Source organism: Escherichia sp. WS3063, assembly GCF_046486595.1.
GTDB classification, from domain to species: Bacteria; Pseudomonadota; Gammaproteobacteria; order Enterobacterales; family Enterobacteriaceae; genus Escherichia; species Escherichia coli.
The window spans coordinates 31,709-55,982 of sequence record NZ_JBJQKY010000018.1; the positions used below are offsets into that span (position 1 = coordinate 31,709).

Annotated in this window: 21 protein-coding genes; 13 read left to right on the top strand and 8 right to left on the bottom strand. The window is 53.1% G+C overall.

The features are described from left to right. Positions 1 to 69 precede the first annotated feature (69 nt). Both sfsA and thpR read right to left on the bottom strand, forming a co-directional pair. A complete protein-coding gene (sfsA, locus tag ACJHYW_RS16935; protein WP_000396038.1) occupies positions 70 to 774 on the bottom strand; it encodes a DNA/RNA nuclease SfsA in 705 nt (234 codons plus the stop codon). A 14-nt stretch (positions 775 to 788) separates the two neighbouring features. Then, positions 789 to 1,319: an RNA 2',3'-cyclic phosphodiesterase gene (gene thpR, locus ACJHYW_RS16940; RefSeq protein ID WP_001294687.1), complete on the bottom strand. Its 531-nt coding sequence runs from the start codon at positions 1,317 to 1,319 to the stop codon at positions 789 to 791. Between the two features lie 73 nt (positions 1,320 to 1,392). Here thpR and hrpB point away from each other — a divergent pair, with 73 nt between their 5' ends. The 6 genes from hrpB to fhuB all read left to right on the top strand — a co-directional run bounded on the left by hrpB (position 1,393) and on the right by fhuB (position 12,630). Then, positions 1,393 to 3,822: an ATP-dependent helicase HrpB gene (hrpB, locus tag ACJHYW_RS16945; protein WP_001361646.1), complete on the top strand. Its 2,430-nt coding sequence runs from the start codon at positions 1,393 to 1,395 to the stop codon at positions 3,820 to 3,822. Between the two features lie 93 nt (positions 3,823 to 3,915). Beyond that, complete coding sequence (gene mrcB, locus ACJHYW_RS16950) at positions 3,916 to 6,450, top strand: bifunctional glycosyl transferase/transpeptidase (protein ID WP_000918166.1); 2,535 nt, start codon at positions 3,916 to 3,918, stop codon at positions 6,448 to 6,450. A gap of 219 nt (positions 6,451 to 6,669) precedes the next feature. Continuing rightward, entirely contained in the window at positions 6,670 to 8,913 is a 2,244-nt protein-coding gene (gene fhuA / locus ACJHYW_RS16955; protein WP_000124394.1) for a ferrichrome porin FhuA, read from the top strand. Positions 8,914 to 8,963: 50 nt separating this feature from the next. After that, the gene (fhuC, locus tag ACJHYW_RS16960; protein WP_001158929.1) at positions 8,964 to 9,761 is read left to right on the top strand and encodes a Fe3+-hydroxamate ABC transporter ATP-binding protein FhuC; all 798 of its coding nucleotides are present in this window, start codon (positions 8,964 to 8,966) and stop codon (positions 9,759 to 9,761) included. After that, a complete protein-coding gene (fhuD, locus tag ACJHYW_RS16965) occupies positions 9,761 to 10,651 on the top strand; it encodes a Fe(3+)-hydroxamate ABC transporter substrate-binding protein FhuD (RefSeq protein WP_001361647.1) in 891 nt (296 codons plus the stop codon). Before fhuC ends, fhuD begins: the two co-directional genes overlap by 1 nt. Beyond that, on the top strand, positions 10,648 to 12,630 hold the full coding sequence (gene fhuB / locus ACJHYW_RS16970; protein WP_000044055.1) for a Fe(3+)-hydroxamate ABC transporter permease FhuB: 1,983 nt from the start codon (positions 10,648 to 10,650) through the stop codon (positions 12,628 to 12,630). The genes fhuD and fhuB overlap by 4 nt, the downstream gene beginning before the upstream one ends. 34 nt (positions 12,631 to 12,664) lie before the next feature. Here fhuB and hemL read toward each other — a convergent pair whose 3' ends face one another. Further along, positions 12,665 to 13,945, bottom strand: coding sequence for a glutamate-1-semialdehyde 2,1-aminomutase (gene hemL, locus ACJHYW_RS16975; protein WP_000045309.1), 1,281 nt, complete (start codon positions 13,943 to 13,945; stop codon positions 12,665 to 12,667). A gap of 165 nt (positions 13,946 to 14,110) precedes the next feature. Between hemL and yadX the strand changes: the two genes are divergently transcribed. Genes yadX through erpA form a run of 4 tightly spaced genes read left to right on the top strand, consistent with a single transcriptional unit; the run spans position 14,111 to position 16,017 of the window. Then, complete coding sequence (yadX, locus tag ACJHYW_RS16980; protein ID WP_211180485.1) at positions 14,111 to 14,158, top strand: protein YadX; 48 nt, start codon at positions 14,111 to 14,113, stop codon at positions 14,156 to 14,158. Between the two features lie 11 nt (positions 14,159 to 14,169). Beyond that, entirely contained in the window at positions 14,170 to 15,591 is a 1,422-nt protein-coding gene (gene clcA / locus ACJHYW_RS16985) for a H(+)/Cl(-) exchange transporter ClcA (RefSeq protein WP_000845408.1), read from the top strand. A 23-nt stretch (positions 15,592 to 15,614) separates the two neighbouring features. After that, complete coding sequence (yadW, locus tag ACJHYW_RS16990) at positions 15,615 to 15,680, top strand: small protein YadW (protein WP_120795373.1); 66 nt, start codon at positions 15,615 to 15,617, stop codon at positions 15,678 to 15,680. Continuing rightward, complete coding sequence (erpA, locus tag ACJHYW_RS16995; RefSeq protein ID WP_001295564.1) at positions 15,673 to 16,017, top strand: iron-sulfur cluster insertion protein ErpA; 345 nt, start codon at positions 15,673 to 15,675, stop codon at positions 16,015 to 16,017. The genes yadW and erpA overlap by 8 nt, the downstream gene beginning before the upstream one ends. A 46-nt stretch (positions 16,018 to 16,063) precedes the next feature. Here the strand turns inward: erpA and ACJHYW_RS17000 are convergent, their stop codons facing one another. The 3 genes from ACJHYW_RS17000 to mtnN are packed head-to-tail and all read right to left on the bottom strand — an operon-like array spanning position 16,064 to position 18,216. After that, positions 16,064 to 16,687 carry a TRIC cation channel family protein gene (locus tag ACJHYW_RS17000; protein ID WP_000964221.1) on the bottom strand — a complete coding sequence of 208 codons (624 nt, stop codon included), beginning with the start codon at positions 16,685 to 16,687 and terminating at the stop codon, positions 16,064 to 16,066. Between the two features lie 37 nt (positions 16,688 to 16,724). Beyond that, the gene (gene btuF / locus ACJHYW_RS17005) at positions 16,725 to 17,525 is read right to left on the bottom strand and encodes a vitamin B12 ABC transporter substrate-binding protein BtuF (RefSeq protein ID WP_001306218.1); all 801 of its coding nucleotides are present in this window, start codon (positions 17,523 to 17,525) and stop codon (positions 16,725 to 16,727) included. Beyond that, entirely contained in the window at positions 17,518 to 18,216 is a 699-nt protein-coding gene (mtnN, locus tag ACJHYW_RS17010) for a 5'-methylthioadenosine/S-adenosylhomocysteine nucleosidase (protein WP_000689844.1), read from the bottom strand. Before mtnN ends, btuF begins: the two co-directional genes overlap by 8 nt. A gap of 83 nt (positions 18,217 to 18,299) precedes the next feature. On the opposite strand from mtnN, the gene dgt reads away from it, so the two are divergent. The 3 genes from dgt (at position 18,300) to cdaR (ending at position 22,683) form a co-directional block, all read left to right on the top strand. Beyond that, positions 18,300 to 19,817, top strand: coding sequence for a dGTPase (gene dgt / locus ACJHYW_RS17015; RefSeq protein ID WP_000057070.1), 1,518 nt, complete (start codon positions 18,300 to 18,302; stop codon positions 19,815 to 19,817). Positions 19,818 to 19,946: 129 nt separating this feature from the next. Further along, complete coding sequence (gene degP, locus ACJHYW_RS17020; RefSeq protein WP_000753942.1) at positions 19,947 to 21,371, top strand: serine endoprotease DegP; 1,425 nt, start codon at positions 19,947 to 19,949, stop codon at positions 21,369 to 21,371. A 154-nt stretch (positions 21,372 to 21,525) separates the two neighbouring features. Then, on the top strand, positions 21,526 to 22,683 hold the full coding sequence (gene cdaR / locus ACJHYW_RS17025) for a DNA-binding transcriptional regulator CdaR (protein WP_000929439.1): 1,158 nt from the start codon (positions 21,526 to 21,528) through the stop codon (positions 22,681 to 22,683). 53 nt (positions 22,684 to 22,736) lie between these two features. Here cdaR and ACJHYW_RS17030 read toward each other — a convergent pair whose 3' ends face one another. Together ACJHYW_RS17030 and dapD are read right to left on the bottom strand one after the other, a co-directional pair. Continuing rightward, positions 22,737 to 23,123, bottom strand: a complete 387-nt coding sequence (locus tag ACJHYW_RS17030; RefSeq protein WP_000272188.1) for a DUF3461 family protein — start codon at positions 23,121 to 23,123, stop codon at positions 22,737 to 22,739. A gap of 309 nt (positions 23,124 to 23,432) precedes the next feature. Next, on the bottom strand, positions 23,433 to 24,257 hold the full coding sequence (gene dapD / locus ACJHYW_RS17035; protein WP_001186656.1) for a 2,3,4,5-tetrahydropyridine-2,6-dicarboxylate N-succinyltransferase: 825 nt from the start codon (positions 24,255 to 24,257) through the stop codon (positions 23,433 to 23,435). Between the last annotated feature and the right edge of the window lie 17 nt (positions 24,258 to 24,274).

Below are 24,274 nucleotides of genomic sequence, written 5' to 3' on the forward strand. Positions count from 1 at the left end.
GACAACTGTGTGAGGAAAAGCGTATTTGCGCACGCGACCAGAATGTAAATTAACCAGTTACTTACTCTACTACAATGTAACCGGTAGTGATTTTTTAAGAGCCATGCCTTCGGCAGAAAGTTCCGCTTTGTAAGCCAGAATTTCTACCCCCCTCTGTTGAGCTTCTGACAATAGTTGCGCGTATTTCTCATCGATGTGGCGCGCGGGTGAAAACCGTGTAATGGCTGAATGCAGCACGGCGAAAAAGATAACCGCACGCTGGCCTTCAGCCGCTACGCTCATCAACTCCCGAAGGTGTTTCTGACCTCGTTCAGTGACCGCATCGGGAAAATATCCCTGTTCGTTCTCCGCTAACGTAACCGATTTCACTTCAATATAGCAGTCTGGACGCGAATCCGCCTGCAACATAAAGTCAATACGGCTGCGTTCTGCGCCGTATTTTACTTCGCTTTTCAGCGAGCTATAGCCTGACAGTTCTGAAATTGATTCATTAAGGATAGCCTCTTTCGTCAGCCTGTTAGCCCAAAGTGTATTGACGCAAATAAATGCGCCGCTCTGGCTTTGAGTTAATTCCCAGGTGTGTGGGTATTTCCGTTTGGTGTTGTCTGAAGTTGAATACCAGACGGTATCGCCAGGCGTTGCACAACCGGTCATCGCACCCGTATTCGGGCAGTGTAGCGTTAATTCGCGACCATCGGGTGTGATCACATCGGCTAAAAAACGTTTGTAACGCTGAATTAGCGTCGCGCGCTGTAGAGGGGGAGAAAATTCCATTGCAACAATCCTTGTTATTGCGTTAGCGCCCAGCGTTTTAGCGGCGTGTAGCGTGTGCGTCCACGGGCAAACGAGGAGGCGTAAAGGGTGAACTCCGTCACCGTATACGACCAGTTAAAACCTGGCGGCGGGATTGTCACCGCCTCGCTGGCGTCGCGCAATAAGGTAATATGTGGATGAAACGGACGATTGCTTTGAAAACAACCGCTGCGGGCAGCCTGTGAGCGGAGCATATTCGCCAGCTGGATTAAGCCGCGTGGCGGCTGACGCATCCCTAACCATACCACACGCGAACGCAGCCACTGACCGGCGTCATCAAGCGTGAGTGTGAAACCGGGCTGACGAATCCGTCCGGCTAAAAGTGAAAGCGCCTTCTCTTTCTCCGCGCTCACTTCGCCTAAAAATGCCAGAGTCAGATGCAAATTATCGGCGGCGACCGGACGTCCCGCGTCAGGTGGGAAGTGTGTGGCGCGCCAGTGGATAATCTGTTCGCGGATTTCTGCAGGTAAGTCGATAGCAAAGAACAGACGTTGCGGTTCAGACATGTGAGGCACTCGGTTATGAATTACCGCGATGCTACAATGTGGCGCGAAGAATGTTAACCCTCTGGAGCGTTTTGTGTCGTCGTTGCCCGTTGCTGCCGTCTTACCTGAGTTACTTGCTGCCCTCGATGGTGCATCGCAGGTGTTATTAAGTGCGCCGACCGGGGCCGGGAAATCAACCTGGCTGCCGCTGCAACTGCTGGCGCATCCAGGCATTAACGGGAAAATTATCCTGCTGGAGCCGCGTCGTCTGGCGGCGCGTAACGTTGCGCAACGGCTGGCGGAGCTGCTTAACGAAAAGCCAGGCGATACCGTTGGCTACCGGATGCGTGCGCAAAACTGCGTCGGGCCGAATACCCGCCTGGAAGTGGTTACCGAAGGCGTGCTGACGCGCATGATCCAGCGTGACCCGGAACTGAGCGATGTTGGATTGGTGATCCTCGATGAGTTTCATGAGCGCAGTTTGCAGGCGGATTTGGCGTTGGCGCTGTTACTCGATGTGCAACAAGGTCTGCGTGATGACCTTAAACTGCTGATTATGTCGGCTACGCTGGACAATGACCGCTTGCAGCAGATGCTGCCAGAAGCGCCCGTCGTCATCTCAGAAGGGCGCTCGTTTCCGGTTGAACGCCGATATTTACCGCTGCCCGCTCATCAGCGTTTTGATGAAGCCGTGGCGGTTGCCACCGCCGAATTGCTGCATCAGGAAAGCGGCTCATTACTGTTATTTTTACCGGGTGTCGGAGAAATTCAGCGCGTTCAGGAACAACTGGCTTCGCGCATCGGTAGTGATGTGTTGCTCTGCCCGCTGTATGGCGCGTTGTCGCTGAACGATCAGCGAAAAGCGATCCTTCCGGCACCAGAAGGGATGCGCAAAGTGGTGCTGGCAACCAATATTGCTGAAACCAGTTTAACCATCGAAGGTATTCGTCTGGTGGTGGATTGTGCTCAGGAACGTGTGGCGCGCTTTGATCCGCGCACGGGGCTAACGCGGCTGATTACCCAACGCATTAGCCAGGCATCAATGACGCAACGCGCCGGGCGTGCCGGACGTCTGGAGCCGGGGATCTGTTTACATTTAATCGCCAAAGAACAAGCAGAACGCGCCTCCGCGCAAAGTGAACCAGAAATATTACAAAGCGATCTCTCCGGTTTGCTGATGGAATTACTGCAATGGGGATGCAGCGATCCGACGCAGATGAGCTGGCTGGATCAACCGCCAGCCGTGAATTTACAGGCCGCGAAACGCCTGTTACGGATGCTGGGGGCGATGGACGGTGAACGGCTAAGCACGAAAGGGCAGAAAATGGCGACGCTGGGTAACGATCCGCGTTTAGCGGCAATGCTGGTGAGCGCAAAGAGCGACGACGAAGCTGCTACCGCGGCAAAAATTGCCGCCATTCTCGAAGAGCCGCCACGGATGGGCAATAGTGACCTGGGCGTGGCGTTTTCGCGCAATCAACCCGCCTGGCAGCAACGTAGTCAGCAACTGTTAAAACGCTTAAACGTACGCGGCGGTGAGGCAGACAGTTCGCTTATCGCGCCGCTACTTGCCAGAGCGTATGCCGATCGCATTGCTCGTCGCCGTGGGCAAGATGAACGCTATCAACTGGCGAACGGCATGGGGGCGATGCTCGATGCCGACGATGCGCTAAGCCGCCACGAATGGTTGATCGCACCGTTATTATTGCAGGGCAGCGCCTCGCCGGATGCGCGGATTTTACTGGCGCTACCGGTCGATATTGATGAGTTAGTACAACGCTGCCCGCAGCTGGTACAGCAATCGGACACCGTGGAGTGGGATGACGCGCAAGGTACGCTGAAAGCCTGGCGTCGGCTGCAAATCGGTCAGTTGACGGTAAAAGTGCAACCGCTGGCGAAACCCTCGGAAGACGAGTTGCATCAGGCGATGCTTAACGGCATTCGTGATAAAGGTTTAAGCGTGCTCAACTGGACGGCGGAAGCGGAACAGCTACGCTTGCGTTTGTTATGCGCCGCAAAGTGGTTGCCGGAATATGACTGGCCAGCGGTTGATGATGAGAGTTTGTTGGCGACGCTGGAAACGTGGCTACTGCCGCATATGACAGGCGTACATTCGCTACGCGGCTTGAAATCACTCGATATTTATCAGGCACTGCGTGGATTACTTGATTGGGTAATGCAGCAACGTCTGGATAGTGAATTGCCTGCGCATTACACTGTGCCGACGGGAAGCCGGATCGCCATTCGTTATCATGAAGATAACCCGCCCGCGCTGGCGGTGAGAATGCAGGAGATGTTTGGCGAGGCCACCAATCCGACGATCGCCCAGGGGCGCGTGCCGCTGGTGCTGGAGTTACTTTCCCCTGCCCAAAGGCCGCTGCAAATCACGCGTGATTTGAGCGCCTTCTGGAAAGGAGCGTACCGTGAGGTGCAAAAAGAGATGAAAGGGCGTTATCCCAAACATGTCTGGCCGGACGACCCGGCAAACACCGCACCAACGCGACGAACGAAAAAGTATTCGTGAAGATCAAAGTAAATTTGAGAGATATCTTCTTCTGTCTTGCAACAGAAGAACAGAAAATCGGGCTTTTGCGCCTGAATATTGCGGAGAAAAAGCATGGCCGGGAATGACCGCGAGCCAATTGGACGCAAAGGGAAACCGACGCGTCCGGTCAAACAAAAGGTAAGCCGTCGTCGTTACGAAGATGACGATGATTACGACGATTATGATGACTATGAGGATGAAGAACCGATGCCGCGCAAAGGTAAGGGCAAAGGCAAAGGGCGTAAGCCTCGTGGCAAACGCGGCTGGCTATGGCTGCTGCTAAAACTGGCTATCGTTTTTGCCGTGCTGATCGCCATTTACGGCGTTTATCTCGATCAAAAAATTCGCAGCCGTATTGATGGCAAGGTCTGGCAACTGCCCGCGGCAGTTTATGGCCGGATGGTCAACCTTGAGCCAGACATGACCATCAGCAAGAACGAGATGGTGAAGCTGCTGGAGGCGACCCAGTATCGTCAGGTGTCGAAAATGACCCGTCCTGGCGAATTTACCGTGCAGGCCAACAGCATTGAGATGATCCGCCGTCCGTTTGATTTCCCGGACAGTAAAGAAGGGCAGGTGCGTGCACGTCTGACCTTTGATGGCGATCATCTGGCGACGATCGTCAATATGGAGAACAACCGTCAGTTCGGTTTCTTCCGTCTTGATCCGCGCCTGATCACTATGATCTCTTCACCAAACGGTGAGCAACGTCTGTTTGTGCCGCGCAGTGGTTTCCCGGATTTGCTGGTGGATACTTTGCTGGCGACAGAAGACCGTCATTTTTACGAGCATGATGGGATCAGTCTCTACTCAATCGGACGTGCGGTGCTGGCAAACCTGACTGCTGGACGCACGGTGCAGGGGGCGAGTACGCTGACTCAGCAACTGGTGAAAAACCTGTTCCTCTCCAGTGAGCGTTCTTACTGGCGTAAAGCGAACGAAGCTTACATGGCGCTGATCATGGACGCGCGTTACAGCAAAGACCGTATTCTTGAGCTGTATATGAACGAGGTGTATCTCGGTCAGAGCGGCGACAACGAAATCCGCGGCTTCCCGCTGGCGAGCTTGTATTACTTTGGTCGCCCGGTAGAAGAGCTAAGCCTCGATCAGCAGGCGCTGTTAGTCGGTATGGTGAAAGGGGCGTCCATCTACAACCCGTGGCGTAACCCGAAACTGGCGCTGGAGCGACGTAATCTGGTGCTGCGTCTGCTGCAACAGCAACAGATTATTGATCAAGAACTCTATGACATGTTGAGTGCACGTCCGCTGGGTGTTCAGCCGCGCGGTGGGGTGATCTCTCCTCAGCCAGCCTTTATGCAGCTGGTGCGTCAGGAGTTGCAGGCAAAACTGGGCGATAAGGTAAAAGATCTCTCCGGCGTGAAGATCTTCACTACCTTTGACTCGGTGGCCCAGGACGCGGCAGAAAAAGCCGCCGTGGAAGGCATTCCGGCACTGAAGAAACAGCGTAAGTTGAGCGATCTTGAAACCGCGATTGTGGTCGTCGACCGCTTTAGTGGTGAAGTTCGTGCGATGGTTGGAGGTTCTGAGCCGCAGTTTGCGGGCTACAACCGTGCGATGCAGGCGCGTCGTTCGATTGGTTCCCTTGCAAAACCAGCGACTTATCTGACTGCCTTAAGCCAGCCGAAAATCTATCGCCTGAACACGTGGATTGCCGATGCGCCCATCGCGCTGCGTCAGCCGAATGGCCAGGTCTGGTCACCGCAGAACGATGACCGTCGTTATAGCGAAAGTGGCAGAGTGATGCTGGTGGATGCGTTGACCCGTTCGATGAACGTGCCGACGGTGAATCTGGGGATGGCGCTGGGGCTGCCTGCGGTTACGGAGACCTGGATTAAACTGGGCGTACCGAAAGATCAGCTGCATCCGGTTCCGGCAATGCTGCTGGGGGCGTTGAACTTAACGCCAATCGAAGTGGCGCAGGCTTTCCAGACCATCGCCAGCGGCGGTAACCGTGCACCACTTTCTGCGCTGCGTTCGGTAATCGCGGAAGATGGCAAGGTGCTGTATCAGAGTTTCCCGCAGGCAGAACGCGCTGTTCCGGCGCAGGCGGCATATCTGACACTATGGACCATGCAGCAGGTGGTACAACGTGGTACGGGGCGTCAGCTTGGGGCGAAATACCCGAACCTGCATCTGGCAGGGAAAACAGGGACTACCAACAATAACGTAGATACCTGGTTTGCGGGCATTGACGGCAGCACGGTGACCATCACCTGGGTAGGCCGTGATAACAACCAACCGACCAAACTGTATGGAGCCAGCGGGGCAATGTCGATTTATCAGCGTTATCTGGCTAACCAGACGCCAACACCGCTGAATCTTGTTCCGCCAGAAGATATTGCAGATATGGGCGTGGACTACGACGGCAACTTTGTTTGCAGCGGTGGTATGCGTGTCTTGCCGGTCTGGACCAGCGATCCGCAATCGCTGTGCCAGCAGAGTGAGATGCAGCAGCAACCGTCAGGCAATCCGTTTGATCAGTCTTCTCAGCCGCAGCAACAGCCGCAACAGCAACCTGCTCAGCAAGAGCAGAAAGACAGCGACGGTGTAGCCGGTTGGATCAAGGATATGTTTGGGAGTAATTAACGCCTAAGCGTGACATACCGGATGGCGAGTAGCCATCCGGTAAAATAACATCCCACCCAAAGTATTAACCCTTTCTTTTCATCTGGTTGTTTATTAACCCTTCAGGAACGCTCAGATTGCGTACCGCTTGCGAACCCGCCAGCGTTTCGAATATTATCTTATCTTTATAATAATCATTCTCGTTTACGTTATCATTCACTTTACATCAGAGATATACCAATGGCGCGTTCCAAAACTGCTCAGCCAAAACACTCACTGCGTAAAATCGCAGTTGTAGTAGCCACAGCGGTTAGCGGCATGTCTGTTTATGCACAGGCAGCGGTTGAACCGAAAGAAGACACTATCACCGTTACCGCTGCACCTGCGCCGCAAGAAAGCGCATGGGGGCCGGCTGCAACTATTGCGGCGCGACAGTCAGCTACCGGCACTAAAACCGATACGCCGATTCAAAAAGTGCCACAGTCTATTTCTGTTGTGACCGCCGAAGAGATGGCGCTGCATCAGCCGAAGTCGGTAAAAGAAGCTCTTAGCTACACTCCTGGCGTTGCCGTGGGAACTCGTGGCGCATCCAACACTTACGATTACCTGATCATCCGCGGATTCGCCGCTGACGGCCAAAGCCAGAACAACTATCTGAATGGCCTGAAGATGCAGGGCAACTTCTATAACGATGCAGTTATCGATCCGTATATGCTGGAGCGCGCTGAAATCATGCGTGGTCCGGTATCCGTGCTGTACGGGAAAAGCAGCCCTGGCGGCCTGTTGAACATGGTCAGCAAGCGCCCGACTACAGAACCGCTGAAAGAAATTCAGTTTAAAGCCGGTACTGACAGCCTGTTCCAGACTGGTTTTGACTTCAGTGATGCGCTGGATGATGACGGCGTTTACTCTTATCGTCTGACTGGTATTGCGCGTTCAGCCAATGCTCAGCAGAAGGGGGCAGAAGAGCAGCGTTATGCTATTGCTCCAGCGTTCACCTGGCGCCCGGATGATAAAACCAATTTCACTTTCCTTTCTTACTTCCAGAACGAACCGGAAACCGGTTATTACGGCTGGTTGCCGAAAGAGGGAACCGTTGAGCCGCTGCCGAACGGTAAGCGTCTGCCGACAGACTTTAATGAAGGGGCGAAGAACAACACCTATTCTCGTAATGAGAAGATGGTGGGCTACAGCTTCGATCACGAATTTAACGACACCTTTACTGTGCGTCAGAACCTGCGCTTTGCTGAAAACAAAACCTCGCAAAACAGCGTTTATGGTTACGGCGTCTGCTCCGATCCGGCGAATGCTTACAGCAAACAGTGTGCAGCATTAGCGCCAGCGGATAAAGGCCATTATCTGGCACGTAAATACGTCGTTGATGATGAGAAGCTGCAAAACTTCTCCGTTGATACCCAGTTGCAGAGCAAGTTTGCCACTGGCGATATCGACCACACTCTGCTGACCGGTGTCGACTTTATGCGTATGCGTAATGACATCAACGCCTGGTTTGGTTACGACGACTCTGTGCCACTGCTCGATCTGTACAATCCGGTGAATACCGATTTCGACTTCAATGCGAAAGACCCGGATAACTCCGGTCCGTACCGCATTCTGAATAAGCAGAAGCAAACGGGCGTTTATGTTCAGGATCAGGCGCAGTGGGATAAAGTGCTGGTCACCCTGGGCGGTCGTTACGACTGGGCAGATCAAGAATCTCTTAACCGCGTAGCGGGAACGACCGATAAACGTGATGACAAACAGTTTACCTGGCGTGGTGGTGTTAACTACCTGTTTGATAATGGTGTAACACCATACTTCAGCTATAGCGAATCGTTTGAACCTTCTTCGCAAGTTGGGAAGGATGGTAATATTTTCGCACCGTCTAAAGGTAAGCAGTATGAAGTCGGCGTGAAATATGTACCGGAAGATCGTCCAATTGTAGTTACTGGTGCCGTGTATAATCTCACTAAAACCAACAACCTGATGGCGGACCCTGAGGGTTCCTTCTTCTCGGTTGAAGGTGGCGAGATCCGCGCTCGTGGCGTAGAAATTGAAGCGAAAGCGGCGCTGTCGGCGAGTGTTAACGTAGTCGGTTCTTATACTTACACCGATGCGGAATACACTACCGATACTACCTATAAAGGCAATACGCCTGCACAGGTGCCAAAACACATGGCTTCGCTGTGGGCTGACTATACCTTCTTTGACGGTCCGCTTTCAGGTCTGACGCTGGGCACCGGTGGTCGTTATACTGGCTCCAGTTATGGTGATCCGGCTAACTCCTTTAAAGTGGGAAGTTATACGGTCGTGGATGCGTTAGTGCGTTATGATCTGGCGCGAGTCGGCATGGCTGGCTCCAACGTGGCGCTGCATGTCAACAACCTGTTCGATCGTGAATACGTCGCCAGCTGCTTTAACACCTATGGCTGCTTCTGGGGCGCAGAACGTCAGGTCGTTGCAACCGCAACCTTCCGTTTCTAATTTCTCTTTTGGGGCACGGATTTCCGTGCCCGTTTCACAAGTTGGCTGTTATGCAGGAATACACGAATCATTCCGATACCACTTTTGCACTGCGTAATATCTCCTTTCGTGTGCCCGGGCGCACGCTTTTGCATCCGCTGTCGTTAACCTTTCCTGCCGGGAAAGTGACCGGTCTGATTGGTCACAACGGTTCTGGTAAATCCACTCTGCTCAAAATGCTTGGCCGTCATCAGCCGCCGTCGGAAGGGGAGATTCTTCTTGATGCCCAGCCGCTGGAAAGCTGGAGTAGCAAAGCGTTTGCCCGCAAAGTGGCTTATTTGCCGCAGCAGCTTCCTCCGGCAGAAGGGATGACGGTGCGTGAACTGGTGGCGATTGGTCGTTACCCGTGGCATGGCGCACTAGGGCGCTTTGGTGCGGCAGATCGCGAAAAGGTCGAGGAAGCTATCTCGCTGGTTGGCTTAAAACCGCTGGCGCATCGGCTGGTCGATAGTCTCTCTGGCGGCGAACGTCAGCGGGCGTGGATCGCCATGCTGGTGGCGCAGGATAGCCGTTGTCTGTTGCTCGACGAACCGACCTCGGCGCTGGATATCGCCCACCAGGTTGATGTGCTGGCGCTGGTGCATCGTTTAAGTCAGGAGCGTGGCCTGACGGTCATTGCCGTGCTGCACGATATCAATATGGCTGCGCGTTACTGTGATTATCTGGTCGCCCTGCGCGGCGGTGAAATGATTGCTCAGGGAACGCCTGCGGAAATTATGCGCGGCGAAACCCTTGAAATGATTTATGGCATCCCGATGGGTATTTTGCCGCATCCGGCGGGTGCTGCACCTGTGAGTTTTGTTTATTGATGAGCGGCTTACCTCTTATTTCGCGCCGTCGACTGTTAACGGCGATGGCGCTTTCTCCGTTGTTATGGCAGATGAATACCGCCCACGCGGCGGCTATTGATCCCAATCGTATTGTGGCGCTGGAGTGGTTGCCGGTGGAATTACTGCTGGCGCTCGGCATCGTGCCTTACGGCGTGGCGGATACCATCAACTATCGCCTGTGGGTCAGCGAACCACCATTGCCGGACTCAGTGATCGACGTCGGTTTGCGCACAGAACCTAACCTTGAACTGCTGACCGAAATGAAACCATCGTTTATGGTCTGGTCGGCAGGATATGGCCCTTCACCAGAAATGCTGGCACGCATTGCGCCGGGTCGCGGATTTAACTTCAGTGACGGCAAACAGCCGCTGGCGATGGCGCGTAAATCACTGACGGAAATGGCAGATTTACTTAACCTGCAAAGCGCAGCAGAAACGCATTTAGCGCACTATGAAGACTTTATCCGCAGCATGAAACCCCGCTTTGTGAAGCGTGGTGCACGCCCGTTATTGCTGACGACACTTATCGATCCGCGCCATATGTTGGTCTTCGGTCCAAACAGCCTGTTCCAGGAAATTCTTGATGAGTACGGCATCCCAAATGCCTGGCAAGGGGAAACCAACTTCTGGGGCAGTACCGCTGTCAGTATCGATCGTCTGGCAGCGTATAAAGACGTTGATGTGCTCTGTTTTGATCACGACAACAGCAAAGACATGGACACCCTAATGGCGACGCCGCTGTGGCAGGCTATGCCGTTTGTCCGCGCCGGACGCTTTCAGCGCGTACCTGCAGTCTGGTTTTATGGTGCGACGCTCTCGGCAATGCACTTTGTGCGTATTCTGGATAACGCCATTGGAGGTAAAGCGTGAGTAAACGAATTGCGCTTTTTCCGGCGTTATTGCTGGCGCTGTTAGTGATTGTCGCTACGGCGCTCACGTGGATGAACTTCTCGCAGGCGCTGCCGCGCAGCCAGTGGGCGCAGGCCGCCTGGTCGCCGGATATTGACGTCATCGAGCAGATGATTTTTCACTACAGCTTGTTGCCGCGTCTGGCGATTTCGCTGCTGGTGGGCGCGGGCCTGGGGCTGGTGGGCGTGCTGTTTCAGCAAGTGCTGCGTAACCCGCTGGCGGAACCGACGACGTTGGGCGTTGCAACAGGCGCGCAACTGGGGATTACCGTCACCACGCTCTGGGCGATCCCAGGTGCTATGGCGAGCCAGTTTGCTGCGCTGGCAGGGGCTTGTGTTGTTGGCTTAATCGTCTTTGGCGTCGCGTGGGGGAAACGGCTTTCGCCGGTAACGCTGATCCTCGCGGGGCTGGTAGTGAGCCTTTATTGCGGCGCAATCAATCAGTTACTGGTTATCTTCCATCATGACCAACTGCAAAGCATGTTCCTGTGGAGCACCGGAACGCTGACGCAAACCGACTGGGGCGGCGTTGAGCGTTTATGGCCGCAGCTGCTGGGCGGCGTGATGCTGACGTTATTGCTACTTCGCCCGTTAACTCTGATGGGGCTTGATGATGGCGTGGCGCGCAATCTCGGGCTGGCCTTGTCGCTCGCGCGTCTGGCGGCGTTGTCGCTGGCGATTGTCATCAGTGCGCTGCTGGTGAACGCGGTGGGGATTATCGGCTTTATCGGGTTGTTCGCGCCACTGCTGGCGAAAATGCTGGGGGCGCGGCGTTTGTTGCCACGGTTGATGCTGGCATCGCTGATTGGTGCGTTAATTCTGTGGCTTTCTGATCAAATCATCCTCTGGCTGACTCGCGTGTGGATGGAAGTTTCCACCGGTTCGGTGACGGCGTTGATCGGTGCGCCGCTGTTACTGTGGCTGCTGCCGCGTTTACGTAGCATTAGCGCGCCGGATATGAAGGTCAACGATCGTGTCGCGGCTGAACGCCAACACGTGCTGGCGTTTGCCCTCGCGGGCGGCGTGCTGCTGTTGATGGCTGTGGTGGTGGCGCTGTCGTTTGGTCGTGATGCGCACGGCTGGACGTGGGCGAGCGGGGCGTTGCTCGAGGATTTGATGCCCTGGCGCTGGCCGCGAATTATGGCGGCGCTGTTTGCGGGCGTCATGCTGGCGGTGGCGGGCTGTATTATTCAGCGGCTGACCGGAAACCCGATGGCAAGCCCGGAAGTGCTGGGGATTAGCTCCGGCGCGGCGTTTGGCGTGGTGTTAATGCTGTTTCTGGTGCCGGGTAATGCCTTTGGCTGGCTGTTACCCGCAGGCAGTCTCGGGGCGGCGGTGACGCTGTTGATCATTATGATCGCCGCCGGACGCGGTGGATTTTCCCCACACCGCATGTTACTGGCGGGGATGGCGTTAAGTACCGCGTTCACCATGCTTTTGATGATGTTGCAGGCAAGTGGTGACCCGCGAATGGCGCAAGTTCTGACCTGGATTTCCGGTTCGACCTACAACGCGACCGAGGCGCAGGTCTGGCGTACTGGAATTGTGATGGTGATTTTGCTGGCGATTACCCCGCTGTGCCGCCGCTGGCTGACCATTTTACCGCTGGGCGGTGATACCGCACGAGCCGTGGGGATGGCGCTGACGCCGACGCGAATTGCGCTGCTGCTGTTAGCGGCTTGCCTGACGGCGACCGCGACAATGACCATTGGACCGTTGAGTTTTGTTGGTTTAATGGCACCGCATATTGCGCGGATGATGGGCTTTCGACGGACGATGCCACACATCGTAATTTCGGCGCTGGTGGGTGGTTTACTGCTGGTGTTCGCTGACTGGTGTGGGCGGATGGTGCTGTTTCCATTCCAGATCCCGGCGGGGCTGCTGTCGACCTTTATCGGCGCGCCATATTTTATCTATTTGTTGAGAAAGCAGAGCCGTTAATAGGATGCCTCGCCCGGTGGGCGAGGCAAAATCATCACAACTTCGCAAACACCCGACGTGCAGCATCGATGGTGTTATTGATATCTTCCATGCTGTGCGCCACAGACATAAAGCCCGCTTCAAACGCTGACGGTGCCAGATAAACACCTTCGTCCAGCATCATATGGAAGAAACGCTTAAAGCGTTCCACGTCACAGGCCATCACATCCTGATAGCACGTCACGGACTCGGCGTCGGTAAAGAAAATACCGAACATGCCGCCAACGTGGTTTACCACCAGCGGAATTCCGGCTTCTTCTGCCGCTTCCCGCAGACCTTCTGCCAGACGTGTTGTCAGCTCATCCAGCGTCTCGTGAACGCCCGGCTGTGCGACTTCATTCAGACAGGCGAAACCAGCAGCCATCGCAATCGGGTTACCGGAAAGCGTACCCGCCTGATAGACCGGACCGGTCGGGGCCAGCGCATCCATTACATCACGACGACCACCGAATGCGCCTACCGGCATTCCACCGCCGATGATTTTGCCGAGGCAGGTTAAATCTGGCACTACGCCGTAATAATCCTGTGCGCCAGCTAGCGCTACGCGGAAACCGGTCATCACTTCATCGATGATCAGCAACGCGCCAAATTCGTCGCACAGCGCACGCAGACCTGGCAGGAACTCTGGCAGCGGCGGAACACAGTTCATATTGCCTGCCACCGGCTCGACGATAATACAGGCAATCTCTTGCGGGTATTGCTCAAACGCGGCGCGTACAGAGGCCAGATCGTTATAAGTACAGGTTAAGGTATGTTTGGCGAAATCTGCCGGAACGCCCGGCGAATTTGGCTGGCCTAACGTGAGTGCGCCAGAACCGGCTTTCACCAGCAGGCAGTCAGCGTGACCGTGGTAACAACCTTCAAATTTAATAATTTTGTCGCGACCGGTAAAACCACGGGCCAGGCGGATGGCGCTCATCGTCGCTTCAGTGCCGGAGTTCACCATGCGCACCATATCCATGGTCGGGACCAGTTCGGTCACCAGTTGCGCCATTTTCACTTCCATTTCGGTTGGTGCACCAAAGCTTAAACCACGCTCGGCGGCTTCAATCACGGCATTGCGGATCGCCGGATGGTTATGGCCCAGCACCATCGGCCCCCAGGAACCGACATAATCGATATAGGCTTTGCCATCAACATCGTACAGATAAGCGCCGTCCGCTTTTTCGATAAACAGTGGAGTGCCGCCCACGCCAGTAAAGGCGCGAACAGGGGAGTTCACGCCGCCAGGGATCAGCTCGCGCGCTGCGCTGTAAAGATTTTCAGACTTACTCATGGAGGGTTCCTGATTCGTAGAAAAAGTGAATGGCTGCTATTCTATGTTATTCATAACAAGTTAAATACTCGTCAAACATCAGGCTGCTTGTACTGGTGCAATCCTGATTTCTTAGAGTATAAAAGTTTTGTGCATTTGAAACATTACGCTTTGCAAAGGATTTTCATGGAACGTGCGAGTAAAATGCCGTCATCTTATTTGTATGACCAATAAGTGATCATTGGATGAAAACTGATACTCCCTCTTTAGAAACACCGCAGGCCGCGCGCCTGCGACGCAGACAACTGATTCGCCAACTTCTTGAGCGCGATAAAACCCCGTTAGCCATTTTGTTTATGGCGGCAGTCGTCGGCACGCTTGTCGGGCTGGCTGCGGTTGCTTTTGACAAAGGTGTCGCCTGGTTGCAGAACCAACGTATGGGGGCACTGGTACATACTGCTGATAATTATCCGCTACTGTTAACCGTCGCTTTTCTCTGTTCGGCGGTGCTGGCGATGTTCGGCTACTTTTTGGTGCGCAAATACGCGCCGGAAGCAGGTGGTTCGGGGATCCCGGAAATTGAAGGGGCGCTGGAAGATCAACGTCCCGTTCGCTGGTGGCGTGTGTTGCCGGTGAAATTCTTTGGCGGGCTGGGAACACTTGGCGGAGGCATGGTGTTGGGGCGCGAAGGGCCAACCGTGCAGATAGGCGGCAATATCGGGCGGATGGTACTCGATGTTTTCCGCCTGAAAGGTGACGAAGCTCGTCATACGCTACTGGCAACCGGTGCTGCTGCGGGGCTGGCTGCGGCCTTTAACGCGCCGCTGGCGGGTATTTTGTTTATTATCGAAGAGATGCGTCCGCAGTTTCGCTATACGTTAATTTCGATTAAAGCGGTATTTATTGGCGTCATTATGTCGACCATTATGTACCGGATTTTTAATCATGAAGTTGCGTTGATTGACGTCGGTAAACTTTCTGATGCGCCGCTTAATACGCTGTGGCTTTATCTGATCCTCGGTATTATTTTTGGCATTTTCGGCCCTATTTTTAATAAATGGGTGCTGGGGATGCAGGATTTGCTGCACCGTGTGCACGGCGGCAATATTACCAAATGGGTACTGATGGGCGGTGCGATTGGCGGTCTGTGTGGATTGCTGGGGTTTGTGGCACCAGCAACGTCGGGCGGCGGTTTTAACCTGATTCCTATCGCTACCGCGGGGAATTTCAGCATGGGAATGCTGGTGTTTATCTTCGTCGCGCGGGTCATTACCACCTTACTTTGCTTCTCTTCCGGCGCGCCGGGCGGTATTTTTGCCCCGATGCTGGCGCTGGGTACTGTGCTGGGAACCGCTTTCGGAATGGTTGCCGTTGAGTTGTTTCCGCAATATCACCTTGAGGCGGGGACGTTTGCTATTGCCGGAATGGGGGCGTTACTGGCGGCATCTATTCGTGCGCCGTTAACGGGGATTATTCTGGTTCTGGAGATGACCGATAACTACCAGCTCATTTTGCCAATGATTATTACCGGTCTTGGCGCAACACTATTAGCGCAATTTACCGGCGGGAAACCGCTATACTCGGCGATTCTTGCGCGCACGCTGGCGAAACAGGAAGCTGAGCAACTGGCGCGAAGCAAGGCCGCATCAGCCAGCGAGAATACTTGAACGAAATACCAGGGTATTAGATAATGGCGATTATTATTGGGTTAGAATTTGCCCAATTGCCGATGTCGTTTGGAGCAAAATATGAGTGATGACGTAGCACTGCCGCTGGAGTTTACCGACGCAGCAGCCAACAAAGTTAAAAGCCTGATCGCTGACGAAGATAACCCGAATCTGAAATTACGCGTGTATATCACCGGTGGCGGTTGCAGCGGCTTCCAGTATGGTTTCACCTTTGATGATCAGGTGAACGAAGGCGATATGACCATCGAAAAACAGGGCGTTGGCCTGGTGGTTGATCCGATGAGCCTGCAATATCTGGTCGGCGGTTCCGTTGACTATACCGAAGGTCTGGAAGGTTCTCGTTTCATCGTGACCAACCCGAACGCGAAAAGCACCTGCGGTTGCGGTTCTTCCTTTAGTATCTAATCTGCTGTTCATGTGCCGGATAAACTATCCGGCACATCTTCTCTCTTCAACGACCATTCTCATCCAGCGCAAACGTCGGTAGCTTAAGATGCCAACGAATAGCCGCCAGCCGAATCAATAGCGTCACGACCATGCCCATCATACTGGCTGTTTCCAGTGGTACGGAAAATGTGTAATAAGCCGTAGCGTGGACAATACCGCCGATAATACAGGCAGTTGCGTAGATTTCTGTACGTAAAATCATGGGGATTTCGCGGGCCAGTACATCACGAATGATCCCGCCGCCAACGCCAGTAATGACGCCCATACAAACCGCGATTAACGGACCGGCTTCCGCATTAAAGGCTTTATTCACGCCAATGCCGACAAATACCGCCAGACCAACGGCGTCCAGCACCGGCAACATCCATTTTGGTAAGCGTCTTGGCTGGCGCACCAGCACGATGGTCAGCATGCTGGTGACCATTGCAACGACCAGATCGGTGGGATCTTTCACCCAAAATACCGGGCCGTGATCCAGCGCCATGTCGCGAATTGTTCCGCCGCCTACTGCGGTAACCACGCCCAGTACCAGAACACCAAAAGGGTCCATACGCAATTTTCCGGCTAACAAAACGCCAGAGATAGCAAATACCGCTGTGCCGACTATATCCAGCCAATAGACGAGCATTGTTCAATCCCCACTGAGCACCTGAAAAGGTCAGGCACTAATCTACCTGTGAAAGCGCATTACAGAGCTGTTGTGCAGCGAGGATAATACGTGGGCTTGCACGTTCAAACCAGTCACTCGTGAGAGGAATAACGGGAATTTTGAGCTGTTCACCCCAGTATTGTTTGATTTTAGGAATTTGGTCCGGTCCGCCTGTAATGACAATCGCCTGTGGCGCGCGTGCTAACACCTGTTCGCGGCTAACTTGCGGCCAGGGAACCCGGCTATCTTTAAAGATGTTTTCTCCGCCACAAACTTCGAGTACCTGGTTCTGAATCGACTCTTTTCCACTGGTAAATGGCGGATTAATGCCGAATTGCAGAAAAACACGTTTTTTAGGTTTATCAGCATATTGCGCTTTCAATTGCGCGTACTGGTCCAGCAGGGATTGCGCGGCTTGTTCGGCCTTGTCTGGTTGCGGACTCCAGGGGGCCAGTTGACGTAACGCATTGGCAATTTGTTCAATGCTTGTCGCATCGACCCACATCACTTTTATTCCCAGAGAAGCCAGCTGGTCAACCTGCCGCTCGGCATTACCTCCACGCCAGGCAATCACCAGATCGGGTTTCAGCGCGACAATGCGTTCCAGATTCATCCCCTGCCAGGTGGAAACCTGCTCAATCTTTTGCGCTTGTGGAGGATAGTCGGAATAGCTGCTGACCCCAACCGGCGTGATCCCGGCGGCAAAGGCAAGTTCAGTGTTGGCGGGAGAAAGCGTGATGACGCGCGGCGCGGCATTGAGCCACAGCGGCGCGAGAAAAGACAGGGCGACCAGCGCCCTGAACAGTGACTTAGCCATGTGCCAGTTTCTGCACCAGTGACTCAACCATCAGGCTGGACTGTTTAGCGGCAACAGCCAGGAACTCATCGAAGCTAAGATGAGACTGTTGATCGGCCACGTCGGAAATGGCGCGTACTACGACAAACGGGACGTTGAAATTGTGGCAGACATGGGCGATTGCCGTCGCTTCCATCTCTACAGCAATGGCCTGTGGGAAGTTGTGGCGGATTTTCGCCAGACCAACAGAACCGTTGATGAAAGCGTCGCCGCTAACAATCAGGCCACGTACAGCGTTAAGATTCAGTTCGGCAATGCAGGCCTCAGCGGCAGCGATCAGTTTATCGTCAGCTTTAAAGCCTGCCGGGCAGCCTGGTAACTGGCCGTATTCATAACCAAATGCCGTGACATCCGCGTCGTGATAACGAGCTTCGTCCGAGACAACGATATCGCCCACTTTCAGCGTTGGTGCCAGGCCACCGGCAGAACCGGTGTTAATAATCACATCTGGCTTGCAGTGTTCCAACAGCAGAGTGGCACCCAGCGCCGCAGCGACTTTACCGATGCCCGATTTCAGAAGCGCAACCTCGGTTCCATTCAGTTGGCCGGTATAGATTTCGCAACCGCCCAGACTGATAGTTTGACGGTTTTCGATTTTGTCACGCAGCAGCGTAACTTCTTCTTCCATTGCACCAATGATGCCGATTTTCATAGATTTACTCGCGATAAGCCCGATTTGAAGGCATAGTTTACCATGCGCTTACGGGGAAGCGTATTTCTCACGCGGGAGAGGACATGGCACAGATTGATTTCCGAAAAAAAATAAACTGGCATCGTCGTTACCGTTCACCACAGGGCGTTAAAACCGAACATGAGATCCTGCGGATCTTCGAGAGCGATCGCGGGCGTATCATCAACTCTCCGGCAATTCGTCGTCTGCAACAAAAGACCCAGGTTTTTCCACTGGAGCGCAATGCCGCCGTGCGCACGCGTCTTACCCACTCGATGGAAGTCCAGCAGGTGGGGCGTTATATCGCTAAAGAGATTTTAAGCCGCCTGAAAGAGCTTAAATTACTGGAGGCGTATGGTCTCGATGAACTGACCGGGCCCTTTGAAAGCATTGTTGAGATGTCATGCCTGATGCACGATATCGGCAATCCGCCGTTTGGTCATTTTGGCGAAGCGGCGATAAATGACTGGTTTCGCCAGCGTTTGCACCCGGAAGATGCCGAAAGCCAGCCTCTGACTGACGATCGCTGCAGCGTGGCAGCACTACGTTTACGGGACGGGGAAGAACCGCTTAACGAGCTGCGGCGCAAAATACGTCAGGACTTATGTCATTTTGAAGGTAACGCACAGGGTATTCGTTTGGTGCATACATTGATGCGGATGAATCTCACCTGGGCACAGGTTGGCGGTATTTTAAAATATACCCGTCCGGCGTGGTGGCGTGGCGAAACGCCTGAGACACATCACTATTTAATGAAAAAGCCGGGTTATTATCTTTCTGAGGAAGCCTATATTGCCCGGTTGCGTAAAGAACTTAATTTGGCGCTTTACAGTCGTTTTCCATTAACGTGGATTATGGAAGCTGCCGACGACATCTCCTATTGTGTGGCAGATCTTGAAGATGCGGTAGAGAAAAGAATATTTACCGTTGAGCAGCTTTATCATCATTTGCACGAAGCGTGGGGCCAGCATGAGAAAGGTTCGCTCTTTTCGCTGGTGGTTGAAAATGCCTGGGAAAAATCACGCTCAAATAGTTTAAGCCGCAGTACGGAAGATCAGTTTTTTATGTATTTAAGGGTAAACACTCTAAATAAACTGGTACCCTACGCGGCACAACGATTTATTGATAATCTGCCTGCGATTTTCGCCGGAACGTTTAATCATGCATTATTGGAAGATGCCAGCGAATGCAGCGATCTTCTTAAGCTTTATAAAAATGTCGCTGTAAAACATGTGTTTAGCCATCCAGATGTCGAGCAGCTTGAATTGCAGGGCTATCGGGTCATTAGCGGATTATTAGAGATTTATCGCCCTTTATTAAGCCTGTCGTTATCAGACTTTACTGAACTGGTAGAAAAAGAACGGGTGAGACGTTTCCCTATTGAATCGCGCTTATTCCACAAACTCTCGACGCGCCATCGACTAGCCTATGTCGAGGCTGTCAGTAAATTACCGTCAGATTCTCCTGAGTTTCCGCTATGGGAATATTATTACCGTTGCCGCCTGCTGCAGGATTATATCAGCGGTATGACCGACCTCTATGCGTGGGATGAATACCGACGTCTGATGGCCGTAGAACAATAACCAGGCTTTTGTAAAGACGAACAATAAATTTTTACCTTTTGCAGAAACTTTAGTTCGGAACTTCGCGCTATAAAACGAATCTGAAGAACACAGCAATTTTGCGTTATCTGTTAATCGAGACTGAAATACATGAAAAAAACCACATTAGCACTGAGTGCACTGGCTCTGAGTTTAGGTTTGGCGTTATCTCCGCTCTCTGCAACGGCGGCTGAGACTTCTTCAGCAACGACAGCCCAGCAGATGCCAAGCCTTGCACCGATGCTCGAAAAGGTGATGCCTTCAGTGGTCAGCATTAACGTAGAAGGTAGCACAACCGTTAATACGCCGCGTATGCCGCGTAATTTCCAGCAGTTCTTCGGTGATGATTCTCCGTTCTGCCAGGAAGGTTCTCCGTTCCAGAGTTCTCCGTTCTGCCAGGGTGGCCAGGGCGGTAATGGTGGCGGCCAGCAACAGAAATTCATGGCGCTGGGTTCCGGCGTCATCATTGATGCCGATAAAGGCTATGTCGTCACCAACAACCACGTTGTTGATAACGCGACGGTGATTAAAGTCCAACTGAGCGATGGTCGTAAGTTCGACGCGAAGATGGTTGGCAAAGATCCGCGCTCTGATATCGCGCTGATCCAGATCCAGAACCCGAAAAACCTGACCGCAATTAAGATGGCGGATTCTGATGCGCTGCGCGTGGGTGATTACACCGTAGCAATTGGTAACCCGTTCGGCCTGGGCGAGACAGTAACTTCCGGGATTGTCTCTGCGCTGGGACGTAGCGGCCTGAACGCTGAAAACTACGAAAACTTCATCCAGACCGATGCAGCGATCAACCGGGGTAACTCAGGTGGTGCGTTGGTTAACCTGAACGGCGAACTGATTGGTATCAACACCGCGATTCTCGCACCGGACGGCGGAAACATCGGTATCGGTTTTGCTATCCCGAGCAACATGGTGAAAAACCTGACCTCGCAGATGGTGGAATACGGCCAGGTGAAACGTGGTGAGTTGGGTATTATGGGCACTGAGCTGAACTCCGATCTGGCGAAAGCGATGAAAGTTGACGCCCAGCGCGGTGCTTTCGTAAGCCAGGTTCTGCCGAATTCTTCCGCCGCGAAAGCGGGTATTAAAGCGGGTGATGTGATCACCTCACTGAACGGTAAGCCAATCAGCAGCTTTGCCGCACTGCGTGCTCAGGTGGGCACTATGCCGGTAGGTAGCAAACTGACCCTGGGCTTACTGCGCGACGGGAAGCAGGTTAACGTGAACCTGGAACTTCAGCAGAGCAGCCAGAATCAGGTTGATTCCAGCACCATCTTCAACGGCATTGAAGGCGCTGAGATGAGCAACAAAGGCAAAGATCAGGGCGTGGTGGTGAACAACGTGAAAACGGGCACTCCGGCTGCGCAGATCGGCCTGAAGAAAGGTGATGTGATTATTGGCGCGAACCAGCAGGCAGTGAAAAACATCGCTGAACTGCGTAAAGTTCTCGACAGCAAACCGTCTGTGCTGGCACTGAACATTCAGCGCGGCGACAGCACCATCTACCTGTTAATGCAGTAATCTCCCTCAACCCCTTCCTGAAAACGGGAAGGGGTTCTCCTTACAATCTGTGAACTTCACCACAACTCCATACATCTTCATCATCCTTTGGGCATTTGCACAATGCCGTACGTTACGTACTTCCTTATGCTAAGCCGTGCATAATGGAGGACTTATGGCTGGCTGGCATCTTGATACCAAAATGGCGCAGGATATCGTGGCACGTACCATGCGCATCATCGATACCAATATCAACGTAATGGATGCCCGCGGGCGAATTATCGGCAGCGGCGATCGTGAGCGTATTGGTGAATTGCACGAAGGAGCATTGCTGGTACTTTCACAAGGACGAGTCGTCGATATCGATGACGCGGTGGCACGTCATCTGCACGGTGTGCGGCAGGGGATTAATCTACCGTTACGGCTGGAAGGTGAAATTGTCGGCGTAATTGGCCTGACAGGTGAACCAGAGAATCTGCGTAAATATGGCGAACTGGTCTGCATGACGGCTGAAATGATGCTGGAACAGTCGCGGTTGATGCACCTGTTGGCGCAGGATAGCCGTTTGCGGGAAGAACTGGTGATGAACCTGATTCAGGCTGAGGAGAATACTCCCGCACTTACTGAATGGGCGCAACGGCTGGGGATCGATCTCAATCAACCGCGAGTGGTGGCTATTGTTGAGGTCGACAGCGGTCAGCTTGGCGTGGACAGCGCAATGGCGGAGTTACAGCAACTGCAAAACGCGCTGACTACGCCCGAGCGTAATAATCTGGTGGCAATTGTTTCGCTGACCGAAATGGTGGTGTTGAAACCGGCGTTGAACTCTTTTGGGCGCTGGGATGCAGAAGATCATCGTAAGCGAGTTGAACAACTCATTACCCGCATGAAAGAGTACGGCCAGCTGCGTTTTCGCGTTTCGCTGGGCAACTATTTTACCGGTCCTGGCAGTATTGCCCGATCCTATCGTACGGCGAAAACGACGATGGTGGTGGGTAAACAGCGGATGCCAGAAAGTCGCTGCTATTTTTATCAGGATCTGATGTTGCCTGTGTTACTCGACAGTTTGCGTGGCGACTGGCAGGCCAACGAACTGGCGCGACCGCTGGCGCGGCTGAAAGCGATGGATAATAACGGCTTGCTGCGACGTACGCTGGCGGCGTGGTTTCGCCATAACGTGCAGCCGCTGGCAACGTCAAAGGCGCTGTTTATTCATCGTAATACTCTGGAATATCGGCTTAATCGTATATCGGAACTGACCGGGCTTGATTTGGGCAATTTTGATGACAGGTTGCTGCTGTATGTGGCGTTACAACTGGATGAAGAGCGGTAGGTCGATGACAAAATTACAGCCGGGTGAGACTTTACCCGGCCCACAGAATGACATTATTTACGCGTCAGTTTTTCCAGATCGGCTTCAATCTCGCTGATCTTATTGGTTACTACTGACTCCAGGTGACGTAAGTCGTCGAGGATCTTACGCTTAAGATCAACTTCGCTGCGGTCACGCTGGCAGATTTGATCAAGCTCATCAATGATATACCGTAGATTCGGGCTGATTTCCTGGACTTCTTTATAACCCTGACCCACACCATCAGCGACGACCGTTTTACGCTGACGCGGATATTTAAACTTCACGCTCTTGGCGAAAAACTCGCCTTTGTCTTTCTGGAAATAGATTTTCAGAATATCGTTGTTGGCTTCCTGCCGGAGGCTGTAACGATCAATTTCTTCAGGATTGGTAATACCCAGACTTTTCAGATTGTCGTACATAGCGTTACCTCAAAATGAGTCAGTAAATTGTGCTTATTTTAGCATTTGGCCTGGCCCGCCCGGCTCGACTGTGATCGCAGAAAGCCTTTTTCTTCCAGACTTCTATCATGGCGTAAAAATCAAAAAATTACCTGCTTTATTGTGGCGATATTCCATGGGATGGATTAGCACATTTATCTTCATTTTGCGAATTACATGACAGTCCGAAACAAGATGAAAAAGTATTTAAAAAAGGGGGAAAATGAGTAGGACGAATTATTCTGAGCCAGAAAGCAATCGGGCAGCGTCGCGCTGCCCGTGTACATACTTTTAGTCGATGGTACGCAGCAGTTCGTTAATACCAACTTTACCGCGAGTTTTCGCGTCAACTTTCTTAACGATAACTGCACAGTAGAGACTGTATTTGCCATCTTTCGACGGCAGATTACCTGAAACAACCACAGACCCTGCCGGAACGCGACCGTAGTGGATTTCGCCGGTTTCACGGTCATAAATACGGGTGCTCTGACCAATGTATACGCCCATAGAGATGACGGAACCTTCTTCGACAATCACCCCTTCAACCACTTCAGAGCGTGCGCCGATGAAGCAGTTATCTTCAATAATGGTCGGGTTAGCCTGCAGCGGCTCCAGCACGCCGCCGATACCCACGCCACCGGAAAGGTGGACGTTTTTACCAATCTGCGCACAGGAACCGACGGTCGCCCAGGTATCAACCATGGTGCCTTCATCAACATATGCGCCGATGTTGACGTAAGACGGCATCAGCACGGTGTTACGGGCAATGAACGCGCCCTGACGCACTGCCGCTGGTGGCACGACGCGGAAGCCTTCTTTCTGGAAACGTGCTTCATCGTAGTTAGCGAATTTCATCGGCACTTTGTCGAAGTAGCGGCTTTCTGCCCCTTCGATCACCTGATTATCATTAATACGGAAAGAGAGCAGCACCGCTTTTTTCAACCACTGATGCGTCACCCACTGACCGTCAATTTTTTCCGCTACACGCAGTGCGCCGGAATCCAGCAGGGCGATCACCTGATTTACCGCTTCGCGGGTAACGGTGTCTGCATTGGCTGGCGTGATCTCGGCACGGCGTTCAAAAGCGGTTTCAATAATGTTCTGTAACTGCTGCATTGTTAAACTCTTTTCAT

Coding starts and splice junctions, on each gene's coding strand:
- sfsA (WP_000396038.1), bottom strand. CDS start 774: ATGGAATTTTCTCCCCCTCTACAGCGCGCGACGCTAATTCAGCGTTAC.
- thpR (WP_001294687.1), bottom strand. CDS start 1,319: ATGTCTGAACCGCAACGTCTGTTCTTTGCTATCGACTTACCTGCAGAA.
- mrcB (WP_000918166.1), top strand. CDS start 3,916: ATGGCCGGGAATGACCGCGAGCCAATTGGACGCAAAGGGAAACCGACG.
- fhuA (WP_000124394.1), top strand. CDS start 6,670: ATGGCGCGTTCCAAAACTGCTCAGCCAAAACACTCACTGCGTAAAATC.
- fhuC (WP_001158929.1), top strand. CDS start 8,964: ATGCAGGAATACACGAATCATTCCGATACCACTTTTGCACTGCGTAAT.
- fhuD (WP_001361647.1), top strand. CDS start 9,761: ATGAGCGGCTTACCTCTTATTTCGCGCCGTCGACTGTTAACGGCGATG.
- hemL (WP_000045309.1), bottom strand. CDS start 13,945: ATGAGTAAGTCTGAAAATCTTTACAGCGCAGCGCGCGAGCTGATCCCT.
- clcA (WP_000845408.1), top strand. CDS start 14,170: ATGAAAACTGATACTCCCTCTTTAGAAACACCGCAGGCCGCGCGCCTG.
- erpA (WP_001295564.1), top strand. CDS start 15,673: ATGAGTGATGACGTAGCACTGCCGCTGGAGTTTACCGACGCAGCAGCC.
- ACJHYW_RS17000 (WP_000964221.1), bottom strand. CDS start 16,687: ATGCTCGTCTATTGGCTGGATATAGTCGGCACAGCGGTATTTGCTATC.
- btuF (WP_001306218.1), bottom strand. CDS start 17,525: ATGGCTAAGTCACTGTTCAGGGCGCTGGTCGCCCTGTCTTTTCTCGCG.
- mtnN (WP_000689844.1), bottom strand. CDS start 18,216: ATGAAAATCGGCATCATTGGTGCAATGGAAGAAGAAGTTACGCTGCTG.
- dgt (WP_000057070.1), top strand. CDS start 18,300: ATGGCACAGATTGATTTCCGAAAAAAAATAAACTGGCATCGTCGTTAC.
- degP (WP_000753942.1), top strand. CDS start 19,947: ATGAAAAAAACCACATTAGCACTGAGTGCACTGGCTCTGAGTTTAGGT.
- cdaR (WP_000929439.1), top strand. CDS start 21,526: ATGGCTGGCTGGCATCTTGATACCAAAATGGCGCAGGATATCGTGGCA.
- ACJHYW_RS17030 (WP_000272188.1), bottom strand. CDS start 23,123: ATGTACGACAATCTGAAAAGTCTGGGTATTACCAATCCTGAAGAAATT.
- dapD (WP_001186656.1), bottom strand. CDS start 24,257: ATGCAGCAGTTACAGAACATTATTGAAACCGCTTTTGAACGCCGTGCC.